At 66.1% G+C, this 26,314-nt stretch carries 30 protein-coding genes; 13 read left to right on the top strand and 17 right to left on the bottom strand.

Features of this window, described 5'->3' with window-relative positions:
* Positions 1–72: 72 nt before the first annotated feature.
* The gene (locus tag LU671_RS20110) at positions 73–1,947 is read left to right on the top strand and encodes a TonB-dependent receptor plug domain-containing protein (RefSeq protein ID WP_232856656.1); all 1,875 of its coding nucleotides are present in this window, start codon (positions 73–75) and stop codon (positions 1,945–1,947) included.
* Here the strand turns inward: LU671_RS20110 and LU671_RS20115 are convergent.
* The 12 genes from LU671_RS20115 to nrdR all read right to left on the bottom strand — a co-directional run bounded on the left by LU671_RS20115 (position 1,925) and on the right by nrdR (position 10,735).
* A complete protein-coding gene (locus LU671_RS20115; protein ID WP_232856657.1) occupies positions 1,925–2,737 on the bottom strand; it encodes a cobalamin-binding protein in 813 nt (270 codons plus the stop codon). The two genes, LU671_RS20110 and LU671_RS20115, sit on opposite strands and share 23 nt — an antisense overlap.
* On the bottom strand, positions 2,737–3,156 hold the full coding sequence (locus tag LU671_RS20120) for an MFS transporter (protein ID WP_203650070.1): 420 nt from the start codon (positions 3,154–3,156) through the stop codon (positions 2,737–2,739). The genes LU671_RS20115 and LU671_RS20120 overlap by 1 nt, the downstream gene beginning before the upstream one ends.
* Positions 3,153–3,770, bottom strand: a complete 618-nt coding sequence (ribA, locus tag LU671_RS20125) for a GTP cyclohydrolase II (protein WP_011531972.1) — start codon at positions 3,768–3,770, stop codon at positions 3,153–3,155. Before ribA ends, LU671_RS20120 begins: the two co-directional genes overlap by 4 nt.
* A gap of 259 nt (positions 3,771–4,029) precedes the next feature.
* On the bottom strand, positions 4,030–4,767 hold the full coding sequence (locus LU671_RS20130; RefSeq protein WP_203650068.1) for a substrate-binding periplasmic protein: 738 nt from the start codon (positions 4,765–4,767) through the stop codon (positions 4,030–4,032).
* A 16-nt stretch (positions 4,768–4,783) separates the two neighbouring features.
* Complete coding sequence (locus tag LU671_RS20135; RefSeq protein WP_023632630.1) at positions 4,784–5,287, bottom strand: phosphatidylglycerophosphatase A family protein; 504 nt, start codon at positions 5,285–5,287, stop codon at positions 4,784–4,786.
* A complete protein-coding gene (thiL, locus tag LU671_RS20140) occupies positions 5,284–6,240 on the bottom strand; it encodes a thiamine-phosphate kinase (protein ID WP_203650066.1) in 957 nt (318 codons plus the stop codon). The genes LU671_RS20135 and thiL overlap by 4 nt, the downstream gene beginning before the upstream one ends.
* A gap of 18 nt (positions 6,241–6,258) precedes the next feature.
* Positions 6,259–6,759: a transcription antitermination factor NusB gene (gene nusB / locus LU671_RS20145; protein WP_203650064.1), complete on the bottom strand. Its 501-nt coding sequence runs from the start codon at positions 6,757–6,759 to the stop codon at positions 6,259–6,261.
* Positions 6,756–7,232, bottom strand: a complete 477-nt coding sequence (gene ribH / locus LU671_RS20150) for a 6,7-dimethyl-8-ribityllumazine synthase (RefSeq protein WP_003255395.1) — start codon at positions 7,230–7,232, stop codon at positions 6,756–6,758. The genes nusB and ribH overlap by 4 nt, the downstream gene beginning before the upstream one ends.
* Before the next feature lie 91 nt (positions 7,233–7,323).
* Complete coding sequence (ribBA, locus tag LU671_RS20155; protein ID WP_050703586.1) at positions 7,324–8,415, bottom strand: bifunctional 3,4-dihydroxy-2-butanone-4-phosphate synthase/GTP cyclohydrolase II; 1,092 nt, start codon at positions 8,413–8,415, stop codon at positions 7,324–7,326.
* A gap of 18 nt (positions 8,416–8,433) precedes the next feature.
* The gene (locus tag LU671_RS20160; RefSeq protein ID WP_050703585.1) at positions 8,434–9,099 is read right to left on the bottom strand and encodes a riboflavin synthase; all 666 of its coding nucleotides are present in this window, start codon (positions 9,097–9,099) and stop codon (positions 8,434–8,436) included.
* A 41-nt stretch (positions 9,100–9,140) separates the two neighbouring features.
* Complete coding sequence (gene ribD, locus LU671_RS20165) at positions 9,141–10,268, bottom strand: bifunctional diaminohydroxyphosphoribosylaminopyrimidine deaminase/5-amino-6-(5-phosphoribosylamino)uracil reductase RibD (protein WP_232856658.1); 1,128 nt, start codon at positions 10,266–10,268, stop codon at positions 9,141–9,143.
* Positions 10,269–10,270: 2 nt separating this feature from the next.
* Positions 10,271–10,735 (bottom strand): transcriptional regulator NrdR, encoded by a 465-nt coding sequence (gene nrdR, locus LU671_RS20170; protein ID WP_009685710.1) that lies wholly within the window; start codon positions 10,733–10,735, stop codon positions 10,271–10,273.
* A gap of 105 nt (positions 10,736–10,840) precedes the next feature.
* Between nrdR and LU671_RS20175 the strand changes: the two genes are divergently transcribed.
* Genes LU671_RS20175 through trxA form a run of 3 tightly spaced genes read left to right on the top strand, consistent with a single transcriptional unit; the run spans position 10,841 to position 12,872 of the window.
* Complete coding sequence (locus LU671_RS20175; RefSeq protein WP_232856659.1) at positions 10,841–11,293, top strand: hypothetical protein; 453 nt, start codon at positions 10,841–10,843, stop codon at positions 11,291–11,293.
* Positions 11,294–11,953: a class I SAM-dependent methyltransferase gene (locus LU671_RS20180; protein WP_232856660.1), complete on the top strand. Its 660-nt coding sequence runs from the start codon at positions 11,294–11,296 to the stop codon at positions 11,951–11,953.
* A gap of 31 nt (positions 11,954–11,984) precedes the next feature.
* Entirely contained in the window at positions 11,985–12,872 is an 888-nt protein-coding gene (trxA, locus tag LU671_RS20185; protein ID WP_232856661.1) for a thioredoxin, read from the top strand.
* Between the two features lie 164 nt (positions 12,873–13,036).
* Here trxA and LU671_RS20190 read toward each other — a convergent pair whose 3' ends face one another.
* Positions 13,037–13,381 carry a hypothetical protein gene (locus LU671_RS20190; RefSeq protein WP_232856662.1) on the bottom strand — a complete coding sequence of 115 codons (345 nt, stop codon included), beginning with the start codon at positions 13,379–13,381 and terminating at the stop codon, positions 13,037–13,039.
* Between the two features lie 133 nt (positions 13,382–13,514).
* Between LU671_RS20190 and LU671_RS20195 the strand changes: the two genes are divergently transcribed.
* The 5 genes from LU671_RS20195 to LU671_RS20215 all read left to right on the top strand — a co-directional run bounded on the left by LU671_RS20195 (position 13,515) and on the right by LU671_RS20215 (position 17,480).
* A complete protein-coding gene (locus LU671_RS20195; protein WP_232856663.1) occupies positions 13,515–14,081 on the top strand; it encodes a DUF2796 domain-containing protein in 567 nt (188 codons plus the stop codon).
* Positions 14,082–14,792 carry an ABC transporter ATP-binding protein gene (locus tag LU671_RS20200; RefSeq protein WP_232856664.1) on the top strand — a complete coding sequence of 237 codons (711 nt, stop codon included), beginning with the start codon at positions 14,082–14,084 and terminating at the stop codon, positions 14,790–14,792.
* Positions 14,792–16,057 (top strand): ABC transporter permease, encoded by a 1,266-nt coding sequence (locus LU671_RS20205; protein ID WP_062361877.1) that lies wholly within the window; start codon positions 14,792–14,794, stop codon positions 16,055–16,057. Before LU671_RS20200 ends, LU671_RS20205 begins: the two co-directional genes overlap by 1 nt.
* 138 nt (positions 16,058–16,195) lie before the next feature.
* Positions 16,196–16,687, top strand: a complete 492-nt coding sequence (locus tag LU671_RS20210) for a DUF3299 domain-containing protein (protein ID WP_232856670.1) — start codon at positions 16,196–16,198, stop codon at positions 16,685–16,687.
* 109 nt (positions 16,688–16,796) lie between these two features.
* A complete protein-coding gene (locus tag LU671_RS20215) occupies positions 16,797–17,480 on the top strand; it encodes an OmpW/AlkL family protein (protein WP_028690266.1) in 684 nt (227 codons plus the stop codon).
* Here the strand turns inward: LU671_RS20215 and LU671_RS20220 are convergent.
* The gene (locus LU671_RS20220; RefSeq protein ID WP_232856665.1) at positions 17,468–18,688 is read right to left on the bottom strand and encodes an MFS transporter; all 1,221 of its coding nucleotides are present in this window, start codon (positions 18,686–18,688) and stop codon (positions 17,468–17,470) included. The two genes, LU671_RS20215 and LU671_RS20220, sit on opposite strands and share 13 nt — an antisense overlap.
* 104 nt (positions 18,689–18,792) lie before the next feature.
* Here LU671_RS20220 and LU671_RS20225 point away from each other — a divergent pair, with 104 nt between their 5' ends.
* On the top strand, positions 18,793–19,233 hold the full coding sequence (locus LU671_RS20225) for a winged helix-turn-helix transcriptional regulator (protein ID WP_232856666.1): 441 nt from the start codon (positions 18,793–18,795) through the stop codon (positions 19,231–19,233).
* Between the two features lie 156 nt (positions 19,234–19,389).
* Here LU671_RS20225 and LU671_RS20230 read toward each other — a convergent pair whose 3' ends face one another.
* Positions 19,390–20,322 (bottom strand): NAD-dependent epimerase/dehydratase family protein, encoded by a 933-nt coding sequence (locus LU671_RS20230; protein WP_232856667.1) that lies wholly within the window; start codon positions 20,320–20,322, stop codon positions 19,390–19,392.
* Positions 20,315–21,199, bottom strand: a complete 885-nt coding sequence (locus LU671_RS20235; protein ID WP_028690262.1) for a sugar nucleotide-binding protein — start codon at positions 21,197–21,199, stop codon at positions 20,315–20,317. The genes LU671_RS20230 and LU671_RS20235 overlap by 8 nt, the downstream gene beginning before the upstream one ends.
* Positions 21,200–21,380: 181 nt before the next feature.
* On the opposite strand from LU671_RS20235, the gene LU671_RS20240 reads away from it, so the two are divergent.
* Positions 21,381–22,220: an alpha/beta hydrolase gene (locus tag LU671_RS20240; protein ID WP_232856668.1), complete on the top strand. Its 840-nt coding sequence runs from the start codon at positions 21,381–21,383 to the stop codon at positions 22,218–22,220.
* A 181-nt stretch (positions 22,221–22,401) separates the two neighbouring features.
* Here LU671_RS20240 and LU671_RS20245 read toward each other — a convergent pair whose 3' ends face one another.
* Positions 22,402–23,214: a helix-turn-helix domain-containing protein gene (locus tag LU671_RS20245; RefSeq protein ID WP_203652580.1), complete on the bottom strand. Its 813-nt coding sequence runs from the start codon at positions 23,212–23,214 to the stop codon at positions 22,402–22,404.
* A 181-nt stretch (positions 23,215–23,395) separates the two neighbouring features.
* On the opposite strand from LU671_RS20245, the gene LU671_RS20250 reads away from it, so the two are divergent.
* Together LU671_RS20250 and LU671_RS20255 are read left to right on the top strand one after the other, a co-directional pair.
* Positions 23,396–24,838, top strand: coding sequence for an alanine/glycine:cation symporter family protein (locus tag LU671_RS20250; RefSeq protein WP_050703570.1), 1,443 nt, complete (start codon positions 23,396–23,398; stop codon positions 24,836–24,838).
* Between the two features lie 75 nt (positions 24,839–24,913).
* Positions 24,914–25,903 carry an asparaginase gene (locus LU671_RS20255; protein ID WP_232856669.1) on the top strand — a complete coding sequence of 330 codons (990 nt, stop codon included), beginning with the start codon at positions 24,914–24,916 and terminating at the stop codon, positions 25,901–25,903.
* Positions 25,904–26,314 lie beyond the last annotated feature (411 nt).

A 26,314-nucleotide genomic window follows, 5' to 3' on the forward strand; every position in this document is an offset into this window, starting at 1 on the left:
GACTGCACAGTATTCAAGGTCTGTGGAGATCCTGTGGGAGCGGGTTTACCCGCGAATGCGATGGAACTGCCCATGAAAAAATCCGCCTGTGCCGCACTCCTCTGCGCCCCTACATTCCTGCTGGCCGCCGAGCGCGATGACGCCCTGAAACTCCCCGACGTACTGATCAGCGCCAGCCGCCAGGTCGAGTCACGCACCGCCACCAGCGCCGCCAACACGGTGTTCACCCGTGCCGATATCGATCGCCTGCAACCCAGCGGCGTCACCGACCTGCTCGCCCGCGTTCCCGGCGTACAGGTCGCACCCACCGGCGGTCGCGGCAGCCTGCCCGGCATCTTCATCCGCGGCACCAAGGCCGCCCAGACCCTGGTGCTGGTCGACGGCGTGCGCATTGCCAATGCCACCTCCGGCGACAGCGCCCTGCAGTTCCTCGGCATCGACCAGATCGAACGTGTGGAAGTGCTGCGCGGCTCGCGCTCAGCGATCTACGGCAGCGACGCCATTGGCGGGGTGATCCAGATCTTCACCCGCCGTGGTGACGGCCAGGGCCTGCAACCGCGCCTGCGCCTGGCCGCCGGCAGCAATCAGACCTGGCAACGCAGCCTGGGGCTGTCGGGCGGTGATGGCGCGACCCGCTTCAACCTCGGCGCCAGCCTCGACGAAACCGCTGGCATCGATTCGACCGGGCCGTCGTATGCCAGCGATGGCGACCATGACGCCTATCGCAACCGCTCGCTCAACCTGAACCTGAGCCACACCTTCAACGAGCGTTTCGAAGCCGGGTTGAACCTGCTCGACAGCTGCGGGCGCAGTGAATACGACAATCCGTACGGACGGCTGGATGATGTCACCTGGCTGAGTTATCCACAGCAGCCCTACACTGACTTCAGCGTCAGCAGCCTGGGCTCATGGTTCGACGTCCAGCTTAATGACACCTGGCACTCCAGGCTGGAGTTGGGCCACAGCGAAAACCGCGACGACAAGCGCGACAAGCTCAGCGACCAGCGCTTCATCTACAACACCTATCGTGATCAGGTCACCTGGCAGAACGAGCTTGCCCTGGACGAGCGCAACCAGCTGATGCTCGGTGGCGACTGGTATCAGGACCGCTTCCACGGCACGGCGAACTTCAGCGAGGACAGCCGCTGGAACCGCGCGATCTTCGCCCAGTACCGTTTCGCGGGGGAACGCTTTTCCAGCGAGCTTGGCGTGCGTCACGATCGCAACCAGCAGTACGGCGAGCAGACCACCTGGAACGCCAGCCTCACCGTCCCCTTGAATCCACGCAATGATGTGCTGGTGTCCTATAGCGAAGGATTCCGCGCCCCGACCTTCAACGACCTGTATGACGTGCAGTACGGCAATCCGGACCTGCGTCCCGAGCACTCGAAGAGTTACGAGCTGCAATGGCGCAGCCAACTGGCCAGCCATACTCGCCTGGAAGCCTCGCTGTATCGCACCGACCTGCGCGACGCGATCAACTACGACCCCACGCGCAGGCGCCCCGGCAATGTCGACAACGCACGCATCAACGGCCTGGAGTTGTCGCTAATGCAGGAGTGGGCTGGCTGGACCTCTCAGCTGGGCCTGAGCATGATCGATCCCCGCGACCGTGAAAGCGGCCATACCCTGCAACGGCGCGCTCGACGCACGTTGAGCCTGGACCTGGATCGACAGTTCGAACGCTTCAACGTGGGTGCGAGCTGGCAAGCCGTCAGCGGCAGCTACGACGATCCATCCAACAACAATCGCATCGGTGGCTACGGACTACTCGGTCTGCGCGGCGGCATGGCCCTGACCGACGAGGTGAGGCTGGAGCTGAAGCTGGACAACTTGCTGGACAAGCACTACAGCCGTGCCCTTTACAGCTTCGATGGCAGCCAGTACGGCTATCGCGAAGAAGGCCGCACCTGGCTGCTGAGCCTTACCTGGACACCGACCCTCTAGCCTCCAACAGCGCACACAACCGGGCGGTAGCCTCGATCATCTGCCCGCTGGGCCGCTCCAGTCCCTTGTCCGGCACCACCAGCAAGCGCTCCCCCTTAACGGCGCTCAACTGCGGCCAGCTACGCCAGCTGGCCAGCTGCGCCGCGTCACCCGCCAGGATCACCTCGGGATCGCGCAACAGCACCGACTCCACGCTGACCTGCGGCGCAGGCTGGGTCAGGTCGTCGAACACATTGCGCGCCCCGCAGACGCGCAAGGCATCGCTGACCACCTGGCGTCCACCCAAGGTGTACAGCGGCTTGTCCCAGACCTGATAGAACACCCGCAGCGGCGTGTCGCGCCGGTAGCGCTCGCGCAGCGCCTGCAGTCGATCACGCAGGCCGGCGGCATAGGCGCGACCCTGCTCGTCCCGCCCGAGGCGCCGGGCGATGGCTTCGATCTGCTCGATCAACTGGTCGAGGTCGCCGGGCTCGCCACTGAACGTGGCGATACCCAGGCGCTTGAGCTGGTCGCGCTGGGCCGGTGCAACGCTGCCAGGCCAGAGCAGCAGCAGGTCAGGCTTGAGACTGAGCAGGCGCTCCATGTCCAGCTGGCCATGGCGCCCGACCGAGGGCAGGTCCTGAAGGCTCGGCGGACGCTCACCCGCGTCCAGCAGGCCCACCAGCAGGTCATCAGCATCCAGCTCGAGGACGATCTCGGTCATCGACGGCGCCAGGCTGACCACCCGTGGCCCGGCCTCGGCCAGGGTACCGAGGCACAGCAATGCGAAGGAGGCGAGAAGCGCCCGCATCAGCCGAGCTGGCGCGGAATACGGTAGAGGTACAGCAGCACCACAGTAGACAAGGCGAGGAGGATCTGCGGCACGGCCTCCAGCCCGACCAACACCGACAGTGCAGCGACCCAGGCCGGGAAGCAGGCGAACAGCATGGCCAGGCGTCGAACCCGCGCCAACTCGATCCAGGCAGCGGGTTCGTCCGGCGTGCCCAGCTGCTTGTCGGTGGCGATCAATGCCCGCTTGTAGGCGCCGAAGCGCGGCAGGCTGAGGAACATGGTCGCGGCCCCGGCGATGAACAAGGGCATGGCCAGCACCGGGATCAGCGGCTCACCGCCGCCGAACGCCCAGGCCATTATCGGCAACGGCAACAAGCCCATGGCCAGGTACTGCCACCAGGCCAGGGCCAGCCGCCGCTTCACCTCGCCGCGGGTCACGCCTGGGGCACCTCGCCCTGGTGCTTGTTGCCCATCATGTGGCCAAGCTTGTCGGCCTTGGTGGCCAGGTACAGGCGGTTGTGCGGGTTGTGACCGGTGTGCAGCGGCACGCGCTCGGCAACCTTGATGCTCATGTCGGTCAGGGCCTTGACCTTGCGCGGGTTGTTGGTCATCAGACGCAGCGATTTCACGCCCAGGTGTTCGAGCATCGGCAGGCACATGGCGTAGTCACGCTGGTCGGCGGCGAAGCCCAGGCGCTCGTTGGCCTCGACAGTGTCGGCGCCGCCATCCTGCAGCTCGTAGGCGCGGATCTTGTTCAGCAGGCCAATGCCACGGCCTTCCTGACGCAGGTACAGCAGCACGCCACGGCCTTCGCGGGCGATGGCCTGCAGCGCGGCTTCAAGTTGCGAGCCGCAGTCGCAGCGCTGGCTGAACAGGGCATCGCCAGTCAGGCACTCGGAGTGCAGGCGCCCCAGCACCGGCTCGCCGTCCGCGATGTCACCCAGGCTGAGCACCACGTGCTCGCGGCCAGTAGCTTCGTCGAGGAAGCCATGCATGGTGAAGATCGCAAAGGGCGTCGGGAGTTTAGAGGCGGCAACAAAGACGACGGGCACGTTGTGCTCCTGGATAGTAGGATTTTTCAGATCGGCCGATTGTATCAGCAGCCCGGCGCAGGTGCGCAGGAGGAATATGGTGGCTTAAGATCGAAATGTTCGATGCTTATGGAACAAGGACCAAATCCTGTAGGAGCGGCCTTGTGCCGCGAAAGGGGCGCGCAGCGGCCCCAGATTCCGAGCCAGCATCAAAATTGCTGGGGCCGCTACGCAGCCCATCGCGACACAAGGCCGCTCCTACAAGAACAGCGACATGAGCCTAATGCGGCTGGCTATCCGCAGTGAACGGATACGGCTGCTTCCAGCGCTCGAAGATCGGCTTCAACTCACCGCTGCGCACCAGTTGCGCCATGCGCCGGTCGAACAGGTCACGCAAGGCCTCGCCCTGCGCACTGCGGGTGAACGCCAGGTACAACGGCAGCTCGGCGACGTGGGTGCTGCGAAAGCGCTTGGGCTCGGGCGCCTGCCCGAGTACGTACTCGACCTCGGTCTGTGCATCGATGTAGAAATCCACCCGGTCATGCTCGAGCATGGGCAGGATCCCTTCGCGACGCTGTACCTCGCGGAAATTGTGGACGTTGGGCAGGTAACTGGCGTAGTCATAGCCACGCACCCAGGCCAGGCGGTACTGGCCGATGGTGTCCAGCGTGGGCTGCGGCTTGCCGGCCAGGCCCAGGGCATAGATATGGTCCAGGTCGAAATGCCAGCGCGGATAGAGGTTGTCGTCGTTCTCTTCCTTGTACGAGCCGACCCAGGCATCCGCCTCGCCCCGTTTCACCAAACCGACCGAACGGCTGTACGGCGCGCTCAGCACCTTGACCTTGACCCCGGCCGGCTCGAACACCTGGCGCAGCACGTCCCAGGCCAGCCCGCTGCCATCGGCGTTGGTGTAGTCGAGCCACTCCTCGCTGACCAGGCGCACCTGCTGTTCCTGCGCCATGACGCCGGGCACCGCGCAAAGCAGCACCCACGCCAGCAACACACTCCTCAAGGCCATTGCAACGCTCCCTGTATCAGGCCACCGCCCACACCAGAACCTGCATGCCCAGCCAGGCGAACACGCCGGCCAGGATATCGTCGAGCATGATCCCGAACCCACCATGCACATGGCGGTCGACCCAGCGGATCGGCCACGGCTTGAGGATGTCGAAGAAGCGGAACATCAGGAACCCCGCCAGCAGCCACTGCCAGCCTTCCGGCACCAGCCACAGGGTGATCCACATGCCGACGATCTCGTCCCAGACAATGCCCTCGTGGTCGTGCACGCGCAAGTCGTTGGCCACCTTGCCGCACAGCCACACGCCGAACAGCATGCTGATGCCCAGCAGCAGCCAGTAGCCCCAGTCGGGCAGCATCTGCCACAGCGGGATGAACGGCAGCGCCACCAGCGACCCCCAGGTACCGGGGGCCTTGGGCAGGGTGCCGGAGCCGAAGCCGAAGGCGATGAAGTGCCACGGGTTGCGCCAGACCGAAGGCGGAACGAACTCCGCAGGCACCTGGTTGGGGTGGTCGGTCACGGTGTCTCCCTGAAATGTTGATAGCCCCGCTGCACGGGGGTGATGTCCTGGCCCTGCGGGTCACGCAGGGTCACACCCTGGCCTTGCAGCACACGCCCGATGACGTGCACCTCGCGGGCCAGGGAGGTCAGTGCGCTTTCCGGCAGGGTGAAGGCCAGCACGTAGTCGTCGCCGCCAGTGAGCGCCGCCTGCACCGCCGCCTCGCGCCCCAGGAAAGCCTGTAAAGGAGCAGACACGGGGACCTGCGCCAGGTTCACCTCAAGCGCGACGCCGGACGCCTTGGCGATATGCCCGCAGTCGGCCAGCAGGCCGTCGGAGATATCCAGTGCCGCCGTGGCCAGGCCACGCAGGCGCTCGCCCAGTTGCAGTTGGGGCAAGGGCGACCAGTAGTGCTCCAGCAGCGGGCCGGCCACCTCGGCAGCCGCCTCGCGCTCGCCCAGCACCAGCGGCAAGGCCCCCGCCGCATTGCCCAGGAAACCGCCGACGCACAGCAGGTCGCCCGGCTGCGCGCCGCTGCGACGCAGGGCCTGGCCCGCCGGTACCCGGCCGAACACGGTCACGGTGATACTCAGCGGTCCACGGGTGGTGTCACCGCCGATCAGGGTCATGCGGCAACGGTGGGCCATGCGGCCGAGGCCATCGGCGAAGGCTTCAAGCCAGTCCGGGCCGACTTCGGGCAGGGTCAGGGCGAGGGTGAAGCCGATGGGCGTGGCGCCCATGGCCGCCAGGTCGCTGGCCGCCACGGCGAGCGAGCGCTGGCCCAGCAGCAGCGGGTCGCAGACGGCGGGGAAATGCACAGCGGCCACCAGCGTGTCGGTGGAGATCGCCAGTTGCTCGCCGGCGGGCAGGTCCAGCAGGGCGCAGTCGTCGCCGATCCCCAGGGCCACGCCCTCGCCGCCCTGCGCACAAGGCGCGGCGGCGAAGTAGTGACGGATCAGCTCGAACTCACCCATGGCTGGTCAGCGCCGCGATCAGCGCTTGTTCGCCTTGACTTCCGCCTCACGCAGACGCGGAGCCAGCTTGTCCAGCACGCCATTGACGAACTTGTGGCCGTCGGTGGCGCCGAAGACCTTCGCCAGTTCCACGCCTTCGTTGATGACGACGCGGTACGGCACGTCGACGCGCATCATGAACTCCCAGGTGGACAGGCGCAGCACGGCCAGCTCGACCGGGTCGAGCTCTTCCAGCGGCGTGTCCAGGCAAGGCTTGAGCGCCTCGTCGATCTCGGCCTTCTTCGCCGGGACCCCGTGCAGGATCTCGCGGAAGTAGGCGCCGTCGACATCGGTGAAATCGTTATCGACCCGGAACTGCGCTTCCACTTCGTTCAGCGAGTGCTTGGCCATGTGCCACTGGTAGAGCGCTTGCGTGGCGAGCTTGCGGGCTTCGCGACGCTTGGCGCTCTTCGAGGGCTTGCCGGCATCCGCAGGTTTTGGATCGCGCGGGTTGAAACGATCGCTTTCGTCGCTAATCACTTGGCCTCCAACTGCGCCAGCAGACTGACCATTTCCAGGGCCGACAGGGCAGCTTCGGCACCTTTGTTGCCGGCCTTGGTGCCGGAACGCTCGATGGCCTGCTCGATGGAGTCGACGGTCAGGACGCCGAAGGCCACCGGAACACCGAACTCCATGGACACCTGGGCCAGGCCCTTGGTGCACTCGCCCGCCACGTATTCGAAGTGCGGGGTACCGCCACGGATTACTGCGCCCAGGGCGATGATCGCGTCATAAGCACCCTGCTGGGCGACTTTCTGCGCTACCAGCGGGATTTCGAACGCGCCCGGGGCACGAATGATGGTGATGTCGCTTTCACTGACGCCGTGGCGTACCAGGGCATCGACTGCACCGCTTACCAGGCTTTCGACGACGAAGCTGTTGAAGCGGCCAACCACCAAAGCATAGCGACCTTTGGGGGCGATGAAGGTACCTTCGATGGTCTTCAGGGTCATTCCGGAGTTCTCATCTTCAAGAGCGAGGCCGCGCTGTGGCGGCCTCGGGAGGGTTTGGACTCGAGTCCAGGGGCGAAAATGCCGCCTCAAGTCACTCGGAGGGCACGTATTCTACAACTTCCAGATCGAATCCGGATATCGCATTGAACTTCATCGGCGAACTCATCAGGCGCATCTTGCGCACGCCGAGGTCGCGCAGGATCTGCGAACCGGCACCGACGGTGCTGTAGGTGGTCGGCGCTTTCGCCGGGGCATCGCCCGCGCTCTCGCGGATATGCGCCAGCAGCACGTCGCCGTCCAGCGGGTGGCCCAGCAGCAGCACCACGCCGCTGCCGGCCTCGGCCACGGCGCTCATGGCCGCGCGCAGGCTCCAGCGGCCCGGTTGCTTGACCATCAGCAGGTCGCGCAGCGGGTCCATGTTGTGCACGCGCACCAGGGTCGGCTCCTCGGCGCAGATCTTGCCGAGGGTCAGGGCCATGTGCACATCGCCTTCCACCGCGTCGCGGTAGGTGACCAGGTTGAACTGGCCCAGCTCGCTCTCGATCGGTTGCTCGGAGACGCGCTGCACGGTGCGCTCATGGATCATGCGGTAGTGGATCAGGTCGGCGATGGTGCCGATCTTCAGGCCGTGCTCGGCGGCGAACACTTCCAGCTCGGCGCGGCGCGACATGGTGCCGTCGTCGTTCATCACTTCGCAGATCACCCCGCTTGGCTCGAAGCCGGCCATGCGCGCCAGGTCGCAGGCGGCCTCGGTGTGACCGGCGCGGGCCAGGGTGCCGCCGGGCTGGGCCATCAGCGGGAAGATATGACCGGGGCTGACGATGTCCTCGGCCTTGGCGTCCTTGGCGGCGGCGGCCTGCACGGTGCGGGCGCGGTCGGCGGCGGAAATGCCGGTAGTGACGCCTTCGGCGGCTTCGATCGACACGGTGAACTTGGTGCCGAAGCCCGAGCCGTTGCGCGGCGCCATCAGCGGCAGCTTGAGCGTTTCGCAGCGCTCGCGGGTCATCGGCATGCAGATCAGGCCGCGGGCGTGCTTGGCCATGAAGTTGATGTGCTCGGGCAGGCAGCACTCGGCCGCCATGATGATGTCGCCTTCGTTCTCGCGGTCTTCGTCATCCATGAGGATGACCATTTTGCCCTGGCGGATGTCTTCGACCAGTTCTTCGATGCTGTTGAGCGCCACGCGGCACCCCCTTCTCAATCAGGATTTCAAGAAGCCGTTGGCGGCCAGGAAGCTTTCGGTGATGCCACTGCCTTTGCTCGGCTCGGCGGCCTTGTCGCCCAGCAGCAGACGCTCCAGGTAACGGGCCAGCAGGTCGACCTCAAGGTTCACCCGACGCCCTGCGCGGTAGTCGGCCATGATGGTTTCGGACAGGGTGTGCGGGACGATGGTCAGCTCGAACTCGGCGCCATCGACTTCGTTGACCGTCAGGCTGGTGCCGTCGACGGTGATCGAGCCCTTGTGGGCGATGTACTTGGCCAGCTCCTTGGGCGCGCGCACGCGGAACTGGATGGCGCGGGCGCTATCGGCGCGCGAGACGATCTCGCCGACGCCGTCGACGTGGCCACTGACCAGGTGGCCGCCCAGGCGGGTGGTGGGGGTCAGGGCCTTTTCCAGGTTGACCCGGCTGCCGCTCTTGAGATCGACCATGGCAGTGCGCTTGAGGGTCTCGACGCTGACGTCGGCCCAGAAGCCGTCGCCGGGCAGCTCGACGGCGGTCAGGCACACGCCGTTGACCGCGATGCTGTCGCCAAGCTTGACGTCGCCCAGGTCGAGCTTGCCGGTCTCTACGTAGACGCGCACGTCACCGCCCTTGGGGGTGAGGCTGCGGATGGTGCCGATGGATTCGATGATGCCGGTGAACATGGTGTTCTCCTAGATACGGGCTGCGCGAGGCAAGCCTGGCATTATACGCCGGGGGGCGGCAGGGGGATGGCAGTGACTCGCCAGTCATCGCCGACCGCGCGCATTTCGGTGATCTTCAGCCGCGGCGCCTCGCTCATTTTCGACAGCGGCCAGTCCAGCAACGGGCGCGCTTCGGAGCCGAGGAAGGTGCCGGCGACGAACAGCTGGTACTCGTCGACCAGGCCCTGGCGGGCGAAAGCGCCGACCAGGCCGGCGCCGGCCTCCAGCAGGATTTCGTTGACCCCGCGCCCAGCCAGGGTACGCAGCAGTGCCGGCAGGTCGACACGCCCCTCGCTGCCGGGCAGGTTGATCAGTTCATGGCCGGCGGCCGTATAGCGCGGGTCTTCACCGGCAGCAGTCACCACCAGCGTCGGGCCGGCCTGGAAGAACGGCGCGTCCAGCGGCAGACGCAGGCGCCCGTCGATCAGCACGCGCAACGGCGGGCGCGACAGGGCCAGGGCGGTGAGCGCGTCATCCAGGCCCAGCTCCTCGCCACGCACGGTCATGCGGGCGTTGTCGAACAGCACGCTCTCGGCGCTGGTCAGCACCACGCTGGAGCAGGCGCGCAAGCGCTGCACCGCGGCACGCGCCGCAGGGCCGGTGATCCATTGGCTTTCGCCGCTGGCCATGGCGGTGCGGCCGTCCAGGCTCATGGCCAGCTTGGCGCGCACGAACGGCAGGCCCTGCTCCATGCGCTTGAGAAAGCCCGGGTTGAGCGCGCGAGCCTCGGCCTCGAGCACACCGCTGGCGACTTCGATGCCGGCCTCGCGCAGCCGCTGCAGGCCATTGCCGGCCACTTGCGGATTGGGGTCCTGCATGGCCGCCACCACCCGCGCCACCCCGGCCTTGACCAGCGCCTCGGCGCACGGCGGCGTGCGGCCATGGTGGCTGCAGGGCTCGAGGGTGACATAGGCGCAGGCGCCGCGGGCGCGCTCACCGGCCTGGCGCAGGGCATGGACCTCGGCGTGCGGCTCGCCGGCGCGCGCATGCCAGCCTTCGCCGACCACCTCGCCGTCACGCACGATCACGCAACCCACGCGGGGGTTGGGGTGGGTGCTGTACAGGCCCTTGCGGGCCAGTTCCACGGCCCGGGCCATGTAGTGGGCGTCGAGAATGGCTTGGCTGGACATGCTTACTCTTTAGCCGGCTCGCGGGCCAGGCGGTCGATTTCTTCGCGGAATTCGTCGAGGTCCTGGAAACGCCGGTAGACCGAGGCGAAACGGATGTAGGCCACTTCGTCGAGCTTGCGCAGCTCGGCCATCACCATCTCGCCGACCACCAGTGACTTCACTTCGCGCTCGCCGGTGGCGCGCAGGCGGCTCTTGATATGCGCCAGCGCCGCTTCCAGTCGCTCGACGCTGACCGGGCGCTTTTCCAGCGCGCGCTGCATGCCGGCGCGCAGCTTGTCTTCGTCGAAGGGCTGGCGCGTGCCGTCCTGCTTGATCAGCCGGGGCAGGACCAGCTCGGCGGTTTCGAAGGTGGTGAAGCGCTCGCCGCAGGCGACGCATTCGCGCCGACGACGCACCTGTTCGCCCTCGGCGACCAGACGCGAGTCGATGACCTTGGTGTCGTTGGCACCGCAAAACGGACAGTGCATGGTGGCAGGCAACAAAAAAAGGGAGGGCCATGGTAGCGCATTGCACTGGCAAGACAAGCCAAAGGGTTTACCATCCATGCAAATCTGCCCGTGAAGGACTACCCCATGCACCCTCGAGCGCTCGTCGTGCTGTGTTGCGCCGCCCTGCTCGCCGCCTGCGGCAGCGACCGCCCCAAGCCGGAACAGGCGCCACCCCCGGTGCCGGCCAAGGTGGCGAAGAAAACCGAACCCCTGGGCCCGCTGCCGGCCTACCAGCGCGAACTGAGCGGCACCCTGCTGGAAATCCCGGCGGGCGCCGACGTCGAACTGGCCCTGCTGGTGATCGACGAGCGCGGCCGGCCTCAGCAACTGCTGGCCAGCAGTACCCTGAGCGGCACTGGCCAGGCCCTGCCCTACCGCCTGCGCTTCAACCCCGAAGCCTTCCCCGCCGGAGCCCGCGTCGAACTGCGCGGTCGCGCCAGCCGCTCCGGCCAGCTGATCCTGCACCTGCCGCCGGTACGCATCGCCCAGGCCCAGACCCAGGCCACCGGCCCGCTACGTTTCGAAAAGGCACCGTAGATGGCCCCACCAGCCCTGCAACAGGCCCTGAGCGGCCTGATCGGCGAAGCGCGGCTGATCGTCAGCGAACTGCCCGGGTGCGACCTGAAACTCTGGTTGATCGACGACCAGAACATGGACCGCGAATTCACCCGCGAGGAAACCCGGCGCATTCTCGAGGAGCCGCCCTACTGGAGTTTCTGCTGGGCCAGCGGCCTGGCCATGGCGCGCTACCTGGCCGAGCACCCGCAGTGGGTGCGCGGCAAGCGCGTGCTGGATTTCGGCGCCGGCTCCGGCGTCGCCGGGATCGCCGCAGCGCGGGCCGGCGCCCTGGAGGTGGTGGCCTGCGACCTCGATCCGCTGGCCCTGAACGCCTGCCGTGCCAACGCCGCGCTGAACGGTGTGACGCTGAGCTACAGCAGCGACTTCTTCGCCGAAACCGACCGCTTCGACCTGATCCTGGTCGCCGATGTGCTCTACGACCGCGCCAACCTGCCGCTGCTGGACGAGTTCCTCAGCCGTGGCCGCCAGGCGCTGGTCGCCGATTCGCGGGTGCGCGACTTCAGCCACCCGCTGTATCGCCCGCTCGGCGTGCTCGAGGCGCTGACCCTGCCGGATCTGGCCGAGCCGCACGAATTCCGCCGGGTCAGCCTGTACCATGCCAGCCGCGAGCCCTTATAGTGGGGGTATTCACGGATTTGCGAGAGTTGCGATGAGCCAAGCTCCTGATAACAAAGATGTGCCGTACATCTTCGATGCCACCGATGCCACCTTCCAGCAACTGGTCATCGAGAACTCCTTCCACAAGCCGGTGCTGGTCGACTTCTGGGCCGAGTGGTGCGCGCCGTGCAAGGCGCTGATGCCGTTGCTGGCAAAGATCACCGAGGGTTATCAGGGCGAACTGCTGCTGGCCAAGATCAACTGTGACGTCGAGCAACAGGTCGTCGCCCAGTTCGGCATCCGCAGCCTGCCGACCGTGGTGCTGTTCAAGGACGGCCAGCCGGTCGACGGTTTCGCCGGCGCCCAGCCCGAGTCGGCCATCCGCGCCATGCTCGAACCCCATGTGCAGATGCCCGCGCCGCCCGCCGCCGCGCCGCTGGAGCAGGCCAAGACGCTGTTCGCCGAAAGCCGCTTCAGCGAGGCTGAAGCCCTGCTGCAGGTGCTGCTGGGTGAAGACAACAGCAATGCCGAGGCGCTGATCCTCTATGCCCGCTGCCTGGCAGAGCGCGGCGAGCTGGGCGAGGCCCAGGTGGTGCTCGACGCGGTCAAGACCGACGAGCACAAGGCCGCCCTGGCCGGCGCCAAGGCCCAGCTGACCTTCCTGCGCCAGGCCGCCAGCCTGCCGGAAGCCGCCGAGCTGAAGAGTCGCCTGGCGCAGAATCCGCAGGACGACGAAGCAGCCTATCAGCTGTGCATCCAGCAGTTGGCGCGCCAGCAGTACGAGGCCGCGATGGACGGGCTGCTGAAGCTGTTCCAGCGCAACCGCGCCTACGAGAACGGCTTGCCGCAGAAGGCGCTGCTGCAGGTGTTCGAATTGCTGGGCAACGCTCACCCGCTGGTCAGCGTGTATCGCCGCAAGCTGTCCGCTGCGCTGTTCTGACTCCACGGCAAGGCAAACCCGTGGGAGCGGGCTTGCCCCGCGATCACCGGCGAAGCCGGTGCCATAAACCGCATCGCGGGGCAAGCCCGCTCCCACGCCGCTCCAGTTAAATCAATAAGTCACCTTTTACTACAAGAAAGCAGACGTGCTCCGCGATGTATCGCTCACCCCACCCAGCGATACACCGGCGCATCCACGCCGCTTTCCACCTTCACCTCACTGCTGTGGCGCAAGCGCACCAGCAGCCGCTTGCCCGCCGCCACGCTCCCGGCCAGCCCTTCCAGGCGCTCCAGCAGCTCCGGCCCACCCATCTGGCCCGCCTGGCGCAGCACTTCACGCGCTGCCGCCCACTGCCCGTCATCCTGCCGAGGCACCGGGTTGCCGGTGACCGGCAGCGCCTCGACAGAGGCCGGCACCTCCAGTCGACGCCCCAACTGTGCCCACTCCTCCGGCGCCAGCTCAACGGTCAGGTCCACCGGCCAGTCACCGATCTGTCCACGAATTCTCACGATAGGTTCCTTGCTTTCAGGCTCGATGCCGCCATGCTCCCACGAACATGAAACCTGTGCCAGACAGGCTGGCGGGGCAAAGAACAATTGTTATAACATCACAAATCATCCCAAGCCGCCTGTGGAGCCGTCCATGCGTCGTCTGTTGCTCGCCCTGCCCTTCGCCCTGCTGCCCCTGGCCGTGGCCCATGCCCACGACGACCATGATCATGACCACGCCCATGGCACCCTAGGCACCCACGAGCATGGCGTGGCCAAGCTCAACGCGGTGCTTGACGGCAATACCCTCGAGCTGGAACTGGACAGCCCGGCGATGAACATCGTCGGCTTCGAGCACGTAGCCAGCAGCGATGCCGACAAGGCCAAGGTCGCCGCCGCCCGCCAACAGCTCGAACAGCCCCTGAAACTGTTCGGCATTGCACAGGCCGCCGGTTGCAAGGAAGACGCCCAGGAGCTGGAAAGCCCGCTGTTCGGTGACGCCGACGAGGATGGCGACAGCCATGAGCACGGTCACGCGCACGCCGACGTCAACGCCCACTATCAGCTGACCTGCGCCACCCCGGGCAAACTCACCCAGATCGACCTCGGCCCGCTGTTCAAGACCTTCCCACAGACCCAGAAGATCAACGTGCAACTGATCGGCCGCAACGGCCAGAGAGGCGTCGAGGCCACCCCCGCCAAGGCCATGGTCGCGTTCTGAATGAACCAGCCGCTGATCGAACTGCATGATCTGGTGTTCGCCTGGCCCGGCCAGGCGCCGCTGCTGGAAATCCCGGCCTTTCGTCTGGAGCCCGGCGAAGCGCTGTTCCTCAAGGGCCCCAGCGGCAGCGGCAAGACCACCCTGCTCGGCCTGCTGGGTGGCGTCAACCGCCCCGGGCAAGGCAGCATCCGCCTGCTTGGCCAGGACCTCGCGACCCTGGGCCAGGGCGCGCGCGACCGCTTCCGGGTCGATCACACCGGCTATATCTTCCAGCAGTTCAACCTGCTGCCATTCCTGTCGGTGCGAGAGAATGTCGAGCTGCCCTGCCGCTTCTCGAAAAGCCGCGCGGCCCGCGCCGCCCAGCGCCATGGCAGCATCGACCAGGCCGCCGCCCGATTGCTCGCCCACCTGGGCCTGGACGACCCGGCCCTGCTCGCCCGCCGCGCCGACAGCCTGTCGATCGGCCAGCAGCAGCGGGTCGCCGCGGCACGGGCGCTGATCGGCCAGCCCGAATTGGTGATCGCCGACGAGCCCACCTCGGCCCTCGACGCCGACACCCGCGAGGCCTTCATCCGCCTGCTGTTCGACGAATGCCGCGACGCCGGCGCCAGCCTGCTGTTCGTCAGCCATGATCAGAGCCTGGCGCCGCTGTTCGACCGGCACCTGTCCCTGGCCGAGCTCAACCGCGCCGCCAAGCCCCGGGAGGCCTGATGTACCTGCTTCGCCTTGCCTTGGCCAGCCTGGCCAACCGCCGCTTCACCGCCCTGCTCACCGCGTTCGCCATCGCCTTGTCGGTGTGCCTGCTGCTGGCCGTCGAGCGGGTGCGCACCGAGGCCCGCGCCAGCTTCGCCAGCACCATCAGCGGTACCGACCTGATCGTCGGCGCCCGCTCGGGGTCGGTGAACCTGCTGCTGTACTCGGTGTTCCGCATCGGCAACGCCACCAATAACATCCGCTGGGACAGCTACCAGCACTACGCCAGCGACCCGCGGGTGAAATGGGCCATCCCGATCTCCCTGGGCGACTCGCACCGTGGCTACCGGGTGATGGGCACCACCACCGACTACTTCAGCCATTACCAGTTCGGCCGCCGCCAGCACCTGGCACTCGACCAGGGCCGGGCATTCGCCGACGATCCGTTCGAGGTGGTGCTTGGCGCCGAAGTGGCCCAGGCGCTGCACTACAAGCTCGGCGACAAGCTGGTGCTGGCGCATGGTGTAGCCGCCATCAGCCTGGTCAAGCATGACGACAAGCCGTTCACCGTGGTCGGCGTGCTCGAGCGCACCGGCACCCCGGTGGACCGCACCCTGCACATCAGCCTGGCCGGCATGGAGGCGATCCACATCGACTGGCACAACGGCGTGCCGGCCCGTGGTGCCGGGCGTATCAGCGCCGAGCAGGCTCGAACCATGGACCTGCAGCCCGCAGCAATCACCGCCTTCATGCTCGGGCTCAACAGCAAGATCGCCACCTTCAGCCTGCAGCGCGAGATCAACGAGTACCGTGCCGAACCGCTGCTGGCGATCCTGCCCGGCGTGGCCCTGCAGGAGCTGTGGAGCCTGATGGGCACGGCGGAGCAGGCCTTGTTCGTGGTGTCGCTGTTCGTCGTGCTCACCGGCCTGATCGGCATGCTCACGGCCATTCTCACCAGCCTCAACGAGCGCCGCCGGGAGATGGCCATCCTGCGTTCGGTGGGTGCCCGTCCCTGGCACATCGCCGGGCTACTGGTGCTCGAGGCACTGGCCCTGGCGCTGGCGGGCATCGCCGCCGGGCTGGGGTTGCTGTATGCGGGCATCGCCCTGGCTCAAGGCTATGTACAGGCCAACTATGGGCTATACCTGCCACTGGCCTGGCCGAGCGCCCACGAGTGGACGTTGCTGGCCATCATCCTAGGCGCGGCGCTGCTGATGGGCAGCGTGCCGGCCTGGCGCGCCTATCGGCAGTCGTTGGCCGATGGTTTGTCGATTCATCTTTAAGAGACAGACATGACTCTAGACTTCACCGCCCTCTTCGCGGGTAAACCCGCTCCCACAGGGATCGCCTCACCTCCTGTGGGAGCGGGTTTACCCGCGAAGAAGGCAACACCGATCATTCAGTACTTGCTGCTCACGATCATGCTGATGACTTCGCTGCCCCTGTGGGCCGCCGACCCGCGCGAACTGGACTGGCCCGCCCTGATCCCCGAGGGCGCGCCGGTCATCCCGCCACAACTGACGCCCCTGCACGACCTGTCGCAGATCAGCGACGCGCTGTCCGCCGAGGCGGCCCCCGCCGCCCGCCAGCAGGCGCCCAACGCACCGGTGGTGAAAACCCTGGACGGCCAGCAGGTGAAGATCCCCGGCTACATCGTGCCGCTGGAAGTCAGCGACGAAGGCCGCACCACCGAGTTCCTCCTGGTGCCCTACTACGGCGCCTGCATCCATGTGCCGCCACCGCCGTCGAACCAGATCGTGCATATCGTCAGCGAGATGGGCGTGCGCATCGAAGACCTGTACCAGCCCTACTGGATCGAGGGGACGATGCAGGTCAAGGCCAGCAGCAGCGAGCTGGCGGATGCCGGTTACCAGATGGAAGCAGAGAAAATCTACGCGTATGAGCTCAAGTGAGCACTGCGTCACCCCGATAGCACGGCTTCTTTGAGCTGGGTCAAACTTTCTGTTTAGTCAGCTTCGTACCATTGGACTACTCGATTACTCACGTCCTCTGGGAGCTTCCATGAACAAGTCCTTGCTCGGTGCCTCGCTCGTCGCGTTGGCGCTTGCAGCCCCTGTCGCCCACGCCCACCAGGCGGGGGATTTCATCCTCCGCGCCGGCGCCATCACCACCGCGCCCAACGAGAACAGCGGCGACATCAAGCTCGACGGCGCCAAGGTCTCGGGCACCAAGGCAACCCTGGACAGCGACACCCAGCTGGGCCTGGCCTTCGCCTACATGCTCACCGACCACATTGGTCTCGAGCTGCTGGCCGCCACCCCGTTCCAGCACAAAGTCGGCGTCAAGGGCCTCGGCCCTGGCCTGGACGGCAAGCTGGCCGACATCAAGCAACTGCCGCCGACCCTGTCGCTGCAGTACTACCCGATGGCGCCGTCCTCGAAGTTCCAGCCGTACGCCGGCGTGGGCATCAACTACACGATGTTCTTCGATGAAGACCTGACCAGCGACCGCAAGGCCCAGGGCTTCAGCAACATGAAGCTGAAGGACTCGGTCGGCATCGCCGGCCAGCTGGGCATGGACTACATGCTCACCGACAACCTGCTGCTCAACGCCGCGGTCTGGTACGTCGACATCGACACCAAGGCCAGCATCGACGGCCCGAGCGCCTTGGGCGTGGGCAAGACCAAGGTCGACGTCGATGTCGATCCGTGGGTCTACATGGTCGGTATCGGCTACAAGTTCTGATCCGCAGGCGCGCCTGCTCCGACTGGAGCGGGCGCGCCGCGCATCGTCTCGATGCTCCAGAGATACCCCCAATAGCCCCAGGCTAGCGCGCTTATCCCCGCCCCCAAGCCGCACACCGCCACCCAGCCCCACTGCCCGTACACCCAGGTCGCCACGACCGCTCCCACCCCGCTGCCGAGCGAATAACAGCACATGTAGGCGCCGATCAGCCGGCTGGCCATCTCGCCGCGCCCCGCCAGCAGCACACTCTGGTTGGTCACGTGCACCGCCTGCACAGCCAGGTCCAGCATCAGTATCCCGATCACCAATGCCAGCAATGACTGCTCGAGGTAGGCGATGGGTAGCCACGACAGCGTCAGCAGGCCCAGTGCCCAGCCGCTCACCCGCCGCGCATGCCCCTGATCGGCCAGGCGTCCGGCACGTGCTGCCGCCAGCGCTCCCGCCACACCGGCCAGGCCGAACAACCCGACCTGCGTATGGTCCAGCGCCAGTGGCGCGGCGCTCAAGGGTAGCACCATCGCGCTCCACAGCACGCTGAACGCCGCGAACACCAGCACCGCGAACAGGCCGCGCTGGCGCAGCAGGCGGTCATGTCGATACAGCCGCAGCACCGATGCCAGTAACGCCCCATAGCGCTGCCCTGGCCCCTGCGGCCTGGCGGCAGGCAAGCGCCAGGCGAGCAGCCCCGCCATTGCCAGCGCCAGTCCCGCCGCCACCGCATAGACACCCTGCCAGCCGAACAGGTCAGCCACTGTGCCCGATATCAGACGCGCCGAGAGGATGCCCAGCACCACGCCGCTGGTCACCGTGCCCACCGCCTGCCCTTGTTCGGCGGGCGAGGCCAATGTGGCGGCATGCGCCACCATCACTTGCACCACCACCGCTGCCAGGCCGACCAGGGACATTGCGGCCAGCAGCACGGCCCAGTCCACGGTAAAGGCTACGGCCAGCAAGGCGCCGGACGAGACCAGCAACTGGCCGAGGATCAGTCGCTTGCGATCGACCAAGTCCCCGAGTGGCACGATCAGCACCAGCCCCAAGGCATAGCCGGCCTGGGTCATCCCCACTACCAGGCCGGAGCGGGCGCTGCTCACCCCAAGGCTCGCCGCCATCGACTCCAGCAGCGGCTGGGCGAGATACACCGTGGCCACGGCCAGGGCGCAGGCAGCGGCCAACAACAACGTCAATCCACGGGTGAGCGTCGACATCGAAGACTCCCTTTCAATTCTGGTTTCAATTTAAAACCACCTGACTGGATTTCTAGCAAATGTGGTTTTATTCTGCAACCAGACAGACACTCAAGGATCGCGCCATGCTCGACGAGAACAACCAGCAATGCCCCGTGGCCCGCGCCTTGGAGGTGCTCGGCGACCGCTGGGCGCTGATGATCCTGCGCGATGCCTTCGATGGCCTGCGCCGTTTCAGCGAGTTCCAGAAAAACCTGGGGCTGGCGAAGAACATCCTCGCTTCGCGCTTGAAGCTGCTGGTGGAGGCGGAACTGCTGGTGCAGCAGCCGGCTTCGGATGGCAGCGCCTACAAGGAATATGTGCTGACCGAACGGGGGCGCTCGGTGTTTCCGATCGTGATCGGCTTGCGCCAGTGGGGGGAGCGCTACCTGTTCACAGCGGGGGAGTCACGCTCGCAGCTGGTCGATGATCGTGGCCAAGGGCTGGAGACGCTGCAGGTACGGGCCCGGGATGGGCGGGAGGTGGCGCCGGAGGATTGCCGGCGGCGGGTGGTCCGGCATTCGTGATGCCTGCTCCACCTGCCATGCACGATCCCTGTAGGAGCGGCCTTGTGCCGCGAAAGGGCGCGTAGCGGCCTCGGGATCCCAGCATCATTCGATATCGCTGGGGGCTGCTTTGCAGCCCTTTCGCGGCACAAGGCCGCTCCTACATGCAATAGAGATTCAGGCCTTGCCGAGCAACCGCGCCAGCCCCTCGACGAACGGCGTCGGCTCAGGGAACGCGAAACGTGCCAGCAAGCGCGCATTGCCCGCCCGCGAATGGCGGATATCGCCCGAGCGGGCCTGAGCGTAGCTGACCGCAGGCAAACCGCCCACCACCTGCTCCAGCGCCTTGAGCAGCTGGTTCAGCGAAGTCGCCTGGTTCAGGCCGATATTCACCGCGCCCTCTTCCACCACCGGCTGTTCAAGCGCCTGCACCATCACCTGAACCAGATCGCCGACGAACAGGAAGTCGCGGGTCTGCTCGCCATCACCGAACACGGTGATCGGCGCACCCCGGGTGGCGCGCTCGCAGAAGATGCTGATCACCCCCGAATACGGCGAGGAAGGATCCTGGCGCGGCCCGAAGATATTGAAGAAGCGGAACACCACCGGCTCCAGCCCATGCTGGCGGCGGTAGAAGTCCAGGTACTGCTCGCTGGCCAGCTTGTCCACCGCATAGGGGGTCAACGGTGCCTTGGGCGTGTCCTCGGCAATCGACTGGCCCTCGCCATTGTTGCCGTACACCGCCGCACTGGAGGCGAACAATACGCGACGGATGCCGTTCAGGCGCATCGCCTCGCAGACGTTGAGCGTGCCGATGAAATTGCTCTGGTGGGTCTTCACCGGGTTTTCCACCGAGGCCTGCACCGAGGCCACCGCAGCCAGGTGCACCACTGCCTGGCAACCATTGGCGGCACGGGCCACCAGGGCGGCGTCGGCGACATCGCCTTCGAGCAGCTCCAGGCGCGGATGGCCGAGCTGCAGGTTGCTGCGCTTGCCGGTCGACAGGTCGTCGAGGATACGCACCGCGTAGCCTTTCTCCAGCAACGCATCGCACAGGTGGGAGCCAATAAAGCCGGCACCGCCGGTGATCAGGATGGGGGCGTCAGCCATGTCGGTAGAATCGGTCCAGTAGGGGCGGCAAGCCGGCGCGCCAGGCGCGGGGCTTGATGCCGAAGGTGTGAAGGATCTTCTTGCAGGCCAGCACCGCGTGCTGCGGCTCCTCGCTGGCATCCGGGCGGGCGGCGTGGGCCTGGGCGGTCGGCGCCTGCACGGCCAGCTTGCGCCACTGGGTGGCCTCGGTGAGGATCGCCTGGCCCAGCACCAGCGGCGTGGTGGCCTCGTTGCCAGCATAGTGGTAGGTGCCCCACAGCGGCGCCTGGCAATCGAGCTGCTTGAGCACCGAGAGGATCACCCGCGCGGCATCATCCACCGGCGTCGGGTTGCCGCGCCGGTCATCGGCCAGCAGCAGTTCCTGGGGCTGTTCGGCGCGGGTCAGGAAGCGCCCGAGCGCGCCGTCGATGCTTTCGTCAAGCAGCCAACCGAAGCGCAGCAGCACATGCTGTGGACAGGTGGCGCGCACGCTCTGCTCGATGCGCCAGAGCGCCTGGCCGCGCAGGCCGAGCGGCACCGGCTCGTCCTTCTCGCTGTAGGCAGTGGCGCGCGAGCCGTCGAACACACGGTAGCTGGACGGTTGCACAAGGATCATCTCGTGGTGCTGGCACAGCTCGGCGAGTCGCTCCACCGCCCGCTCCTGCTGGGCCAGGCGTTGCTCGCTGACGGACTCGGCCTGGAACCAGTCGAAATAATAGGCCAGGTTGACCACGGCGTGCGGACGTTGCTCGTCGAGCAGCAGGGTCAGGCTGGCCGGATCCCAGCCGTTTTCCGGCGGGCGAGGCGCCAGGAAGGCGATGTCTTCCTCGGCCCCGAGACGAATCAGCGCTTGCCCGAGGGCATTGCCACCACCCAACAGCATCAGGCGCATACGCATAGAGTCAACAGGTCCGGTCTGGTCGATGGAGGAAAGGGTTCATTTTGCTGTTTCCGGCAGGGGAAGTCCAACCCAGGCAAGGCCTGGCGCGCGCCGCATACCGATTGGCACCGGTCGGGGCGGTATTCCGCCTTTGCCGACAGCTACTTATACTGCGCCAGGCCTGTTCAAGGAGATCAACATGGATGCCGAACTGAACACTGCACAACGCGCCAGCTGGCAATTCGACGAGCCCGCGCCCGGCCCGGAGCGGTTCATCGACGAAAATTTTGCCGACTATCGCCAGCAGGCGCGCCTGCTGCTGCCAGACGCCGAACGTGCCCCCACGGTCTTCGTGGTCGGCGGCGCACGCTCCGACTTCACCCGCCTCAACCCGTTGCTCTACCGTCTCCAGCAGCAGGGCATCGGCTCGCTGACCGGCAACCTCTCCGGCCATAGCCTGGCCAGCGAGCCCGGGGCGAAGGACGCCTCGCTGGCCAGCAACCTGCAGGAGGCCCTGCGCTTTCACCGGCATCTGGACGCGCGCAGCGACACCCTGGTCGGCCATAGTCTGGGCGCCGCCATCGCCCTGAAGCTGGCCGCCCAGCGCCCCAGCGTGCGCAAGCTGGTGCTGATCTGCCCGGCGGTCTACCCCGACGCGGCCCATGCCGCGCCCTTCGGGCCGGCCTTCAGCGAGGCCATCCGCAAACCTTTTGCCTTCCTTGACTGCGACAGCTATGCCTTTCTGCGCCAGTTCCAGGGCCGAGTGCTGCTGGTGATCGGCGAGTACGACGGGCTCAACTCCAGGGTCCACGGCCAGAGGCCCGGCACCTCGGCCGGTACCCGGCGGCTGGCGGGCGTCGAGCGCTACAGCCCGATTCCCGAGGAGGTCACCCACGCCTTGCTGCGCTCGGTGCCGGCGCCCCATGTGGAGTGCCTGATGCTCACCGACTGCGACCATGGCATCGCCGCGCACCTGCGCGACCGGCCCGAGGTAGCCGACCAGGTGGCCGATGCGGTGGCGGCGTTCATTCTCGACTAGTCCTGCCCGCTTTTCATGGATCTGCACATGAATTACTGATTTAGCAGGGACCTGTGGGAGCGGCTTTAGCCGCGAACACCGGCGAAGCCGGTGCCATACACCGCGTCGCTTGCTTCGCGGCTAAAGCCGCTCCCACAGGATGCGCGCTGGCCGCGCAATCATGGCTCCCTGTGCGACATGGCTATTCGATCTCGAACAACCCGTTGCTGACCATCCCCGCGCTCAGCCGGTCACGGATGTCGTCGTCGATGCGCGGATCGTCCGGGCGGTACAGCTTGATCTGCCGGAAGGCGTTGATGCGATTGATCTCCTCGCCCAGGTATTCCCACACCACCCGGGTGCACGCCGGATTGCGCCGGTCACCGCTGGAGACCCCGGTCTTGAGGCCGTTCAGGCGGCTGATGCGGCTCTTGAAGCTGGGAATGAGGACGGTCTGGCTCATCTCGTTGAGGGTGAGCGACTCGTAGTCGATCAGGAACATCCGGTCCTGCAGCTGGAACGCCGCGCCGAGGTAGCGACAACGCACCTCGGCGTGCTGGTCCAGGCCGCTGCTGCGCTCCTGGCGTTCCTGGCGCTCGAACAAAAAGCTGCCGCGCTCCTCCCACAGGTGCACCAGCGACACCAGGATCGAGCCCGGCACCGACATGCAGTTGGAGTATTCGAAGTAATAGCCGCAATAGCGCGACAGGTTGCCGGCTTCTTTATGCAGCGGCTTGAACAGTTCGCTGATCGGGTCGTCCTGGAAGCCGACCCGCTGATCCTGGTTGCGTGCGCCGATCAAGCGGGCGAACTGCTCGGGCGGCAGACCCAGCTCGTAATCCTCGACGCCGAAGAAGTCGCCGATGCGCTTGAGGTTGTAGGCCGTCGGGCGGCTCTGGCCGCTCAGGTACTTGTTGAACTGCGCGCGATTGATCGACAGCTGCCGGCAAACCTCGGAGATAGAGCGGTAGTGACTGCAGGCCAATTTGAGGTTGATAGCGAAGTGATCGCCCATGATGCGCGGGTCCGGATGATGCGAGTGACGCCATTCTAGCATCAAGTCGCACCAAAATGGAGCAACCCGCGAAATTGTAACCACAGTTGTCATAGCCAACCATGCGCCCCCAATGAAAAGCGGTGCGCCTGCCGCCCGCTGGTCTTTCCACGCGAAGAATAAGAATCGAGGTCATTTCCCAATGCTCGAAGCACTCAACGATTTCCTTTCGGGGAAGCTTCTCATCGTGCTGATTGTCGGTCTCGGCAGTTACTTCACGATCCGCTCGCGGTTCGTCCAGTTCCGCCATTTCGGCCATATGTTCGGTGTCTTCAAGGAATCCCTTCGCGGCCAGGCAGGCCAACTGAGCTCGTTCCAGGCCCTGATGCTGAGCCTGGCCGGTCGCGTCGGCGCCGGTAACATCGCCGGTGTCGGTATCGCCGTGACCCTCGGCGGCCCAGGCGCCGTGTTCTGGATGTGGGTCACTGCGCTGGTGGGTATGTCCAGCAGCTTCTTCGAATGCACCCTGGCCCAGGTCTACAAGCGCGCCGACGGCGACGGCCTGTACCGCGGCGGCCCGGCGTACTACATCCAGCACGGCCTGAAGCTGAAAAGCATGGCGATCGTGTTCTCGATCCTGCTGCTGGTCACCTACGGCTTCGCCTTCATCGGCCTGCAGTCGTACACCGTGACCCACTCGCTGCAGAACGCCTTTGCCTTCGATCCGAAGCACACCGGTATCGTCCTGGCAGCCCTGCTGGCCCTGACCTTCATCGGCGGTATCAAGCGCATCGCCGCGGTGTCCGATCTGCTGGTACCGGTCAAGACCCTGGCCTACATCGGCGTGACCCTGTACGTGATCGGCACCCAGATCGAACACGTCCCGGCCATGCTGGAAACCATCTTCAAGAGCGCCTTCGGCCTCGACCCTGCGTTCGCTGGCCTGCTGGGCAGCGCCATCGTCATGGGCGTGAAGCGTGGCGTGTTCGCCAACGAAGCAGGCCTGGGCAGCGCGCCGAACGTCGCCGCCGTGGCCGCCGTGAAACACCCTGGCGCCCAGGGCGTGGTCCAGGCCTTCAGCGTGTTCCTCGACACCTTCGTGATCTGCACCTGCACCGCGCTGCTGATCCTGCTGTCGGGCTTCTACACCCCGGGCTTCGAAGGTGACGGCATCGTCCTGACCCAGAACTCGCTGGCCGCCGTGGTCGGTGACTGGGGCCGCGTGTTCGTCAGCGTCGCGCTGTCGCTGTTCGTCTTCACCTGCATTCTCTACAACTACTACCTGGGCGAGAACAGCCTGCAGTTCCTCAGCCGCAACCGCGCCGTGCTGATGACCTTCCGCGGCCTGGTGCTGGCGCTGGTGGTGTGGGGTTCGACGCAGGACCTGTCGACCGTGTTCGCCTTCGCCGACATCACCATGACCTGCCTGGCGTTCGTCAACCTGATCGCCCTGGCCATGCTGTTCAAGGTCGGCCTGCGCGTAATGCGCGACTACGACGCACAGCGCAAGGCCGGCATCAAGCAGCCGGTGTTCGACTCCAGCAAGTTCACCGACCTGGACCTGGACCGTGCCGCCTGGCCGGCCAATCCGCAGGCTGAAACAGCCACTGACAAAGCCGCCGTTCAGGCGCACGCTCAGCGCTGATATTCTCCCCTGCCCCAGCCGCCCCGTCCGTGGGCGGCTGCCCTTTCTTTCGCTACATCGCTACGGAAAATTCCCATGCGTGCAGTCAAGAATCTTCTCGTCCTTTACACCGGTGGCACCATCGGCATGTTGCAGACCGCCGAAGGCCTCGCGCCGGCCGGTGGCTTTGAAACGCGCATGCGCGAACATTTCGCCGCCTGCGGCGATGCGCCGAATGTGCACTGGTCGCTGCGTGAACTGAACCCGCTGATCGACAGCGCCAACATGCAACAGGCCAACTGGCTGGCGATGCGCGACGCCATCGTCGAGGCGGTCGAGCGTGACGGCCACGACGGCGTGCTGGTGCTGCATGGCACCGATACTTTGGCCTACAGCGCCGCGGCCCTGTCGTTCCTGCTGCTGGGTTTGCCGGCGCCGGTGCTGTTGACCGGTTCCATGCTGCCGGCCGGCGCGCCGGACAGCGATGCCTGGGCCAACCTTGTCGGAGCCCTGAACCTGTTCGAAAACGGCCTGGAGGACGGCGTGCAGCTGTACTTCCACGGTCAGTTGCTGCACGGCTGCCGCGCTTCGAAGCTGCGCAGCGAGGCGTTCGACGCCTTCACCGTGCTGCCCCGCCACCGTGACGGCGAGCGCGCTCCAGAACTGCCGGCCCGCCTGGACTATCGCCAGCCGCGCCAGACGGTCAAGCTGGCGGTCATGCCGGTGTTCCCGGGCCTGGCTGCCGAGCACCTGCGTGGTTTGTTCGACAGCGGTATCCAGGGGCTGGTGCTGGAGTGCTATGGCAGTGGTACCGGGCCGTCCGACGACCAGGCGCTGCTCGATGTCCTGCATGACGCCCGTCAGGGCGGGGTGATGATTGTCGCCATCAGCCAGTGTCCGGAAGGTTCGGTGGTGTTCGACACCTATGCCGCCGGCAGCCGCCTGCGTGACACCGGGCTGGTCAGCGGCGGTGGCATGACCCGCGAAGCCGCACTGGGCAAGCTGTTTGCGCTGTTGGGCGCGGGGCTGGATGTGCAGGCGGCGGAGCATTGGTTCGCGCTGGATCTTTGTGGTGAGCGCGCTTAAGCGTATTGATCTTCCGAGCGACATACGGGCTGGCTTCGGCTTCGGCTTCGGCTTCGGCTTCGGCTTCGGCTTCGGCGATCAAGAGATTACCCCCATAGCCTGCTAGCGACAGCTGCGTCAGCCCAGGCGCCGCTCGTACCTTCGCGACTTCAGGAGGCCGAACGCAGGCCTTGCGGAGGGAGGTGACGGGCATGGATGCCCGTCAAGCGCTGGGGCCCAGGATGGGCCCTGCAGCGCGGTCCTCCCGGGAGCAAGGCCGGAGTGAGGGGACCCGGAGCGAAGCGTAGGGCCGGATGAATGGAGCGAGGATTTTTTGGTTCCTTTTTGATCCTTCTGTAGAGACCGGACACATCGCTGACACATGTGCGCAGACATGGTTGACACATTATGGTCCGTAATCAGGTTTATTCA

It is taken from the genome of Pseudomonas sp. NMI760_13, assembly GCF_021283245.1.
GTDB classification, from domain to species: Bacteria; Pseudomonadota; Gammaproteobacteria; order Pseudomonadales; family Pseudomonadaceae; genus Aquipseudomonas; species Aquipseudomonas peradeniyensis.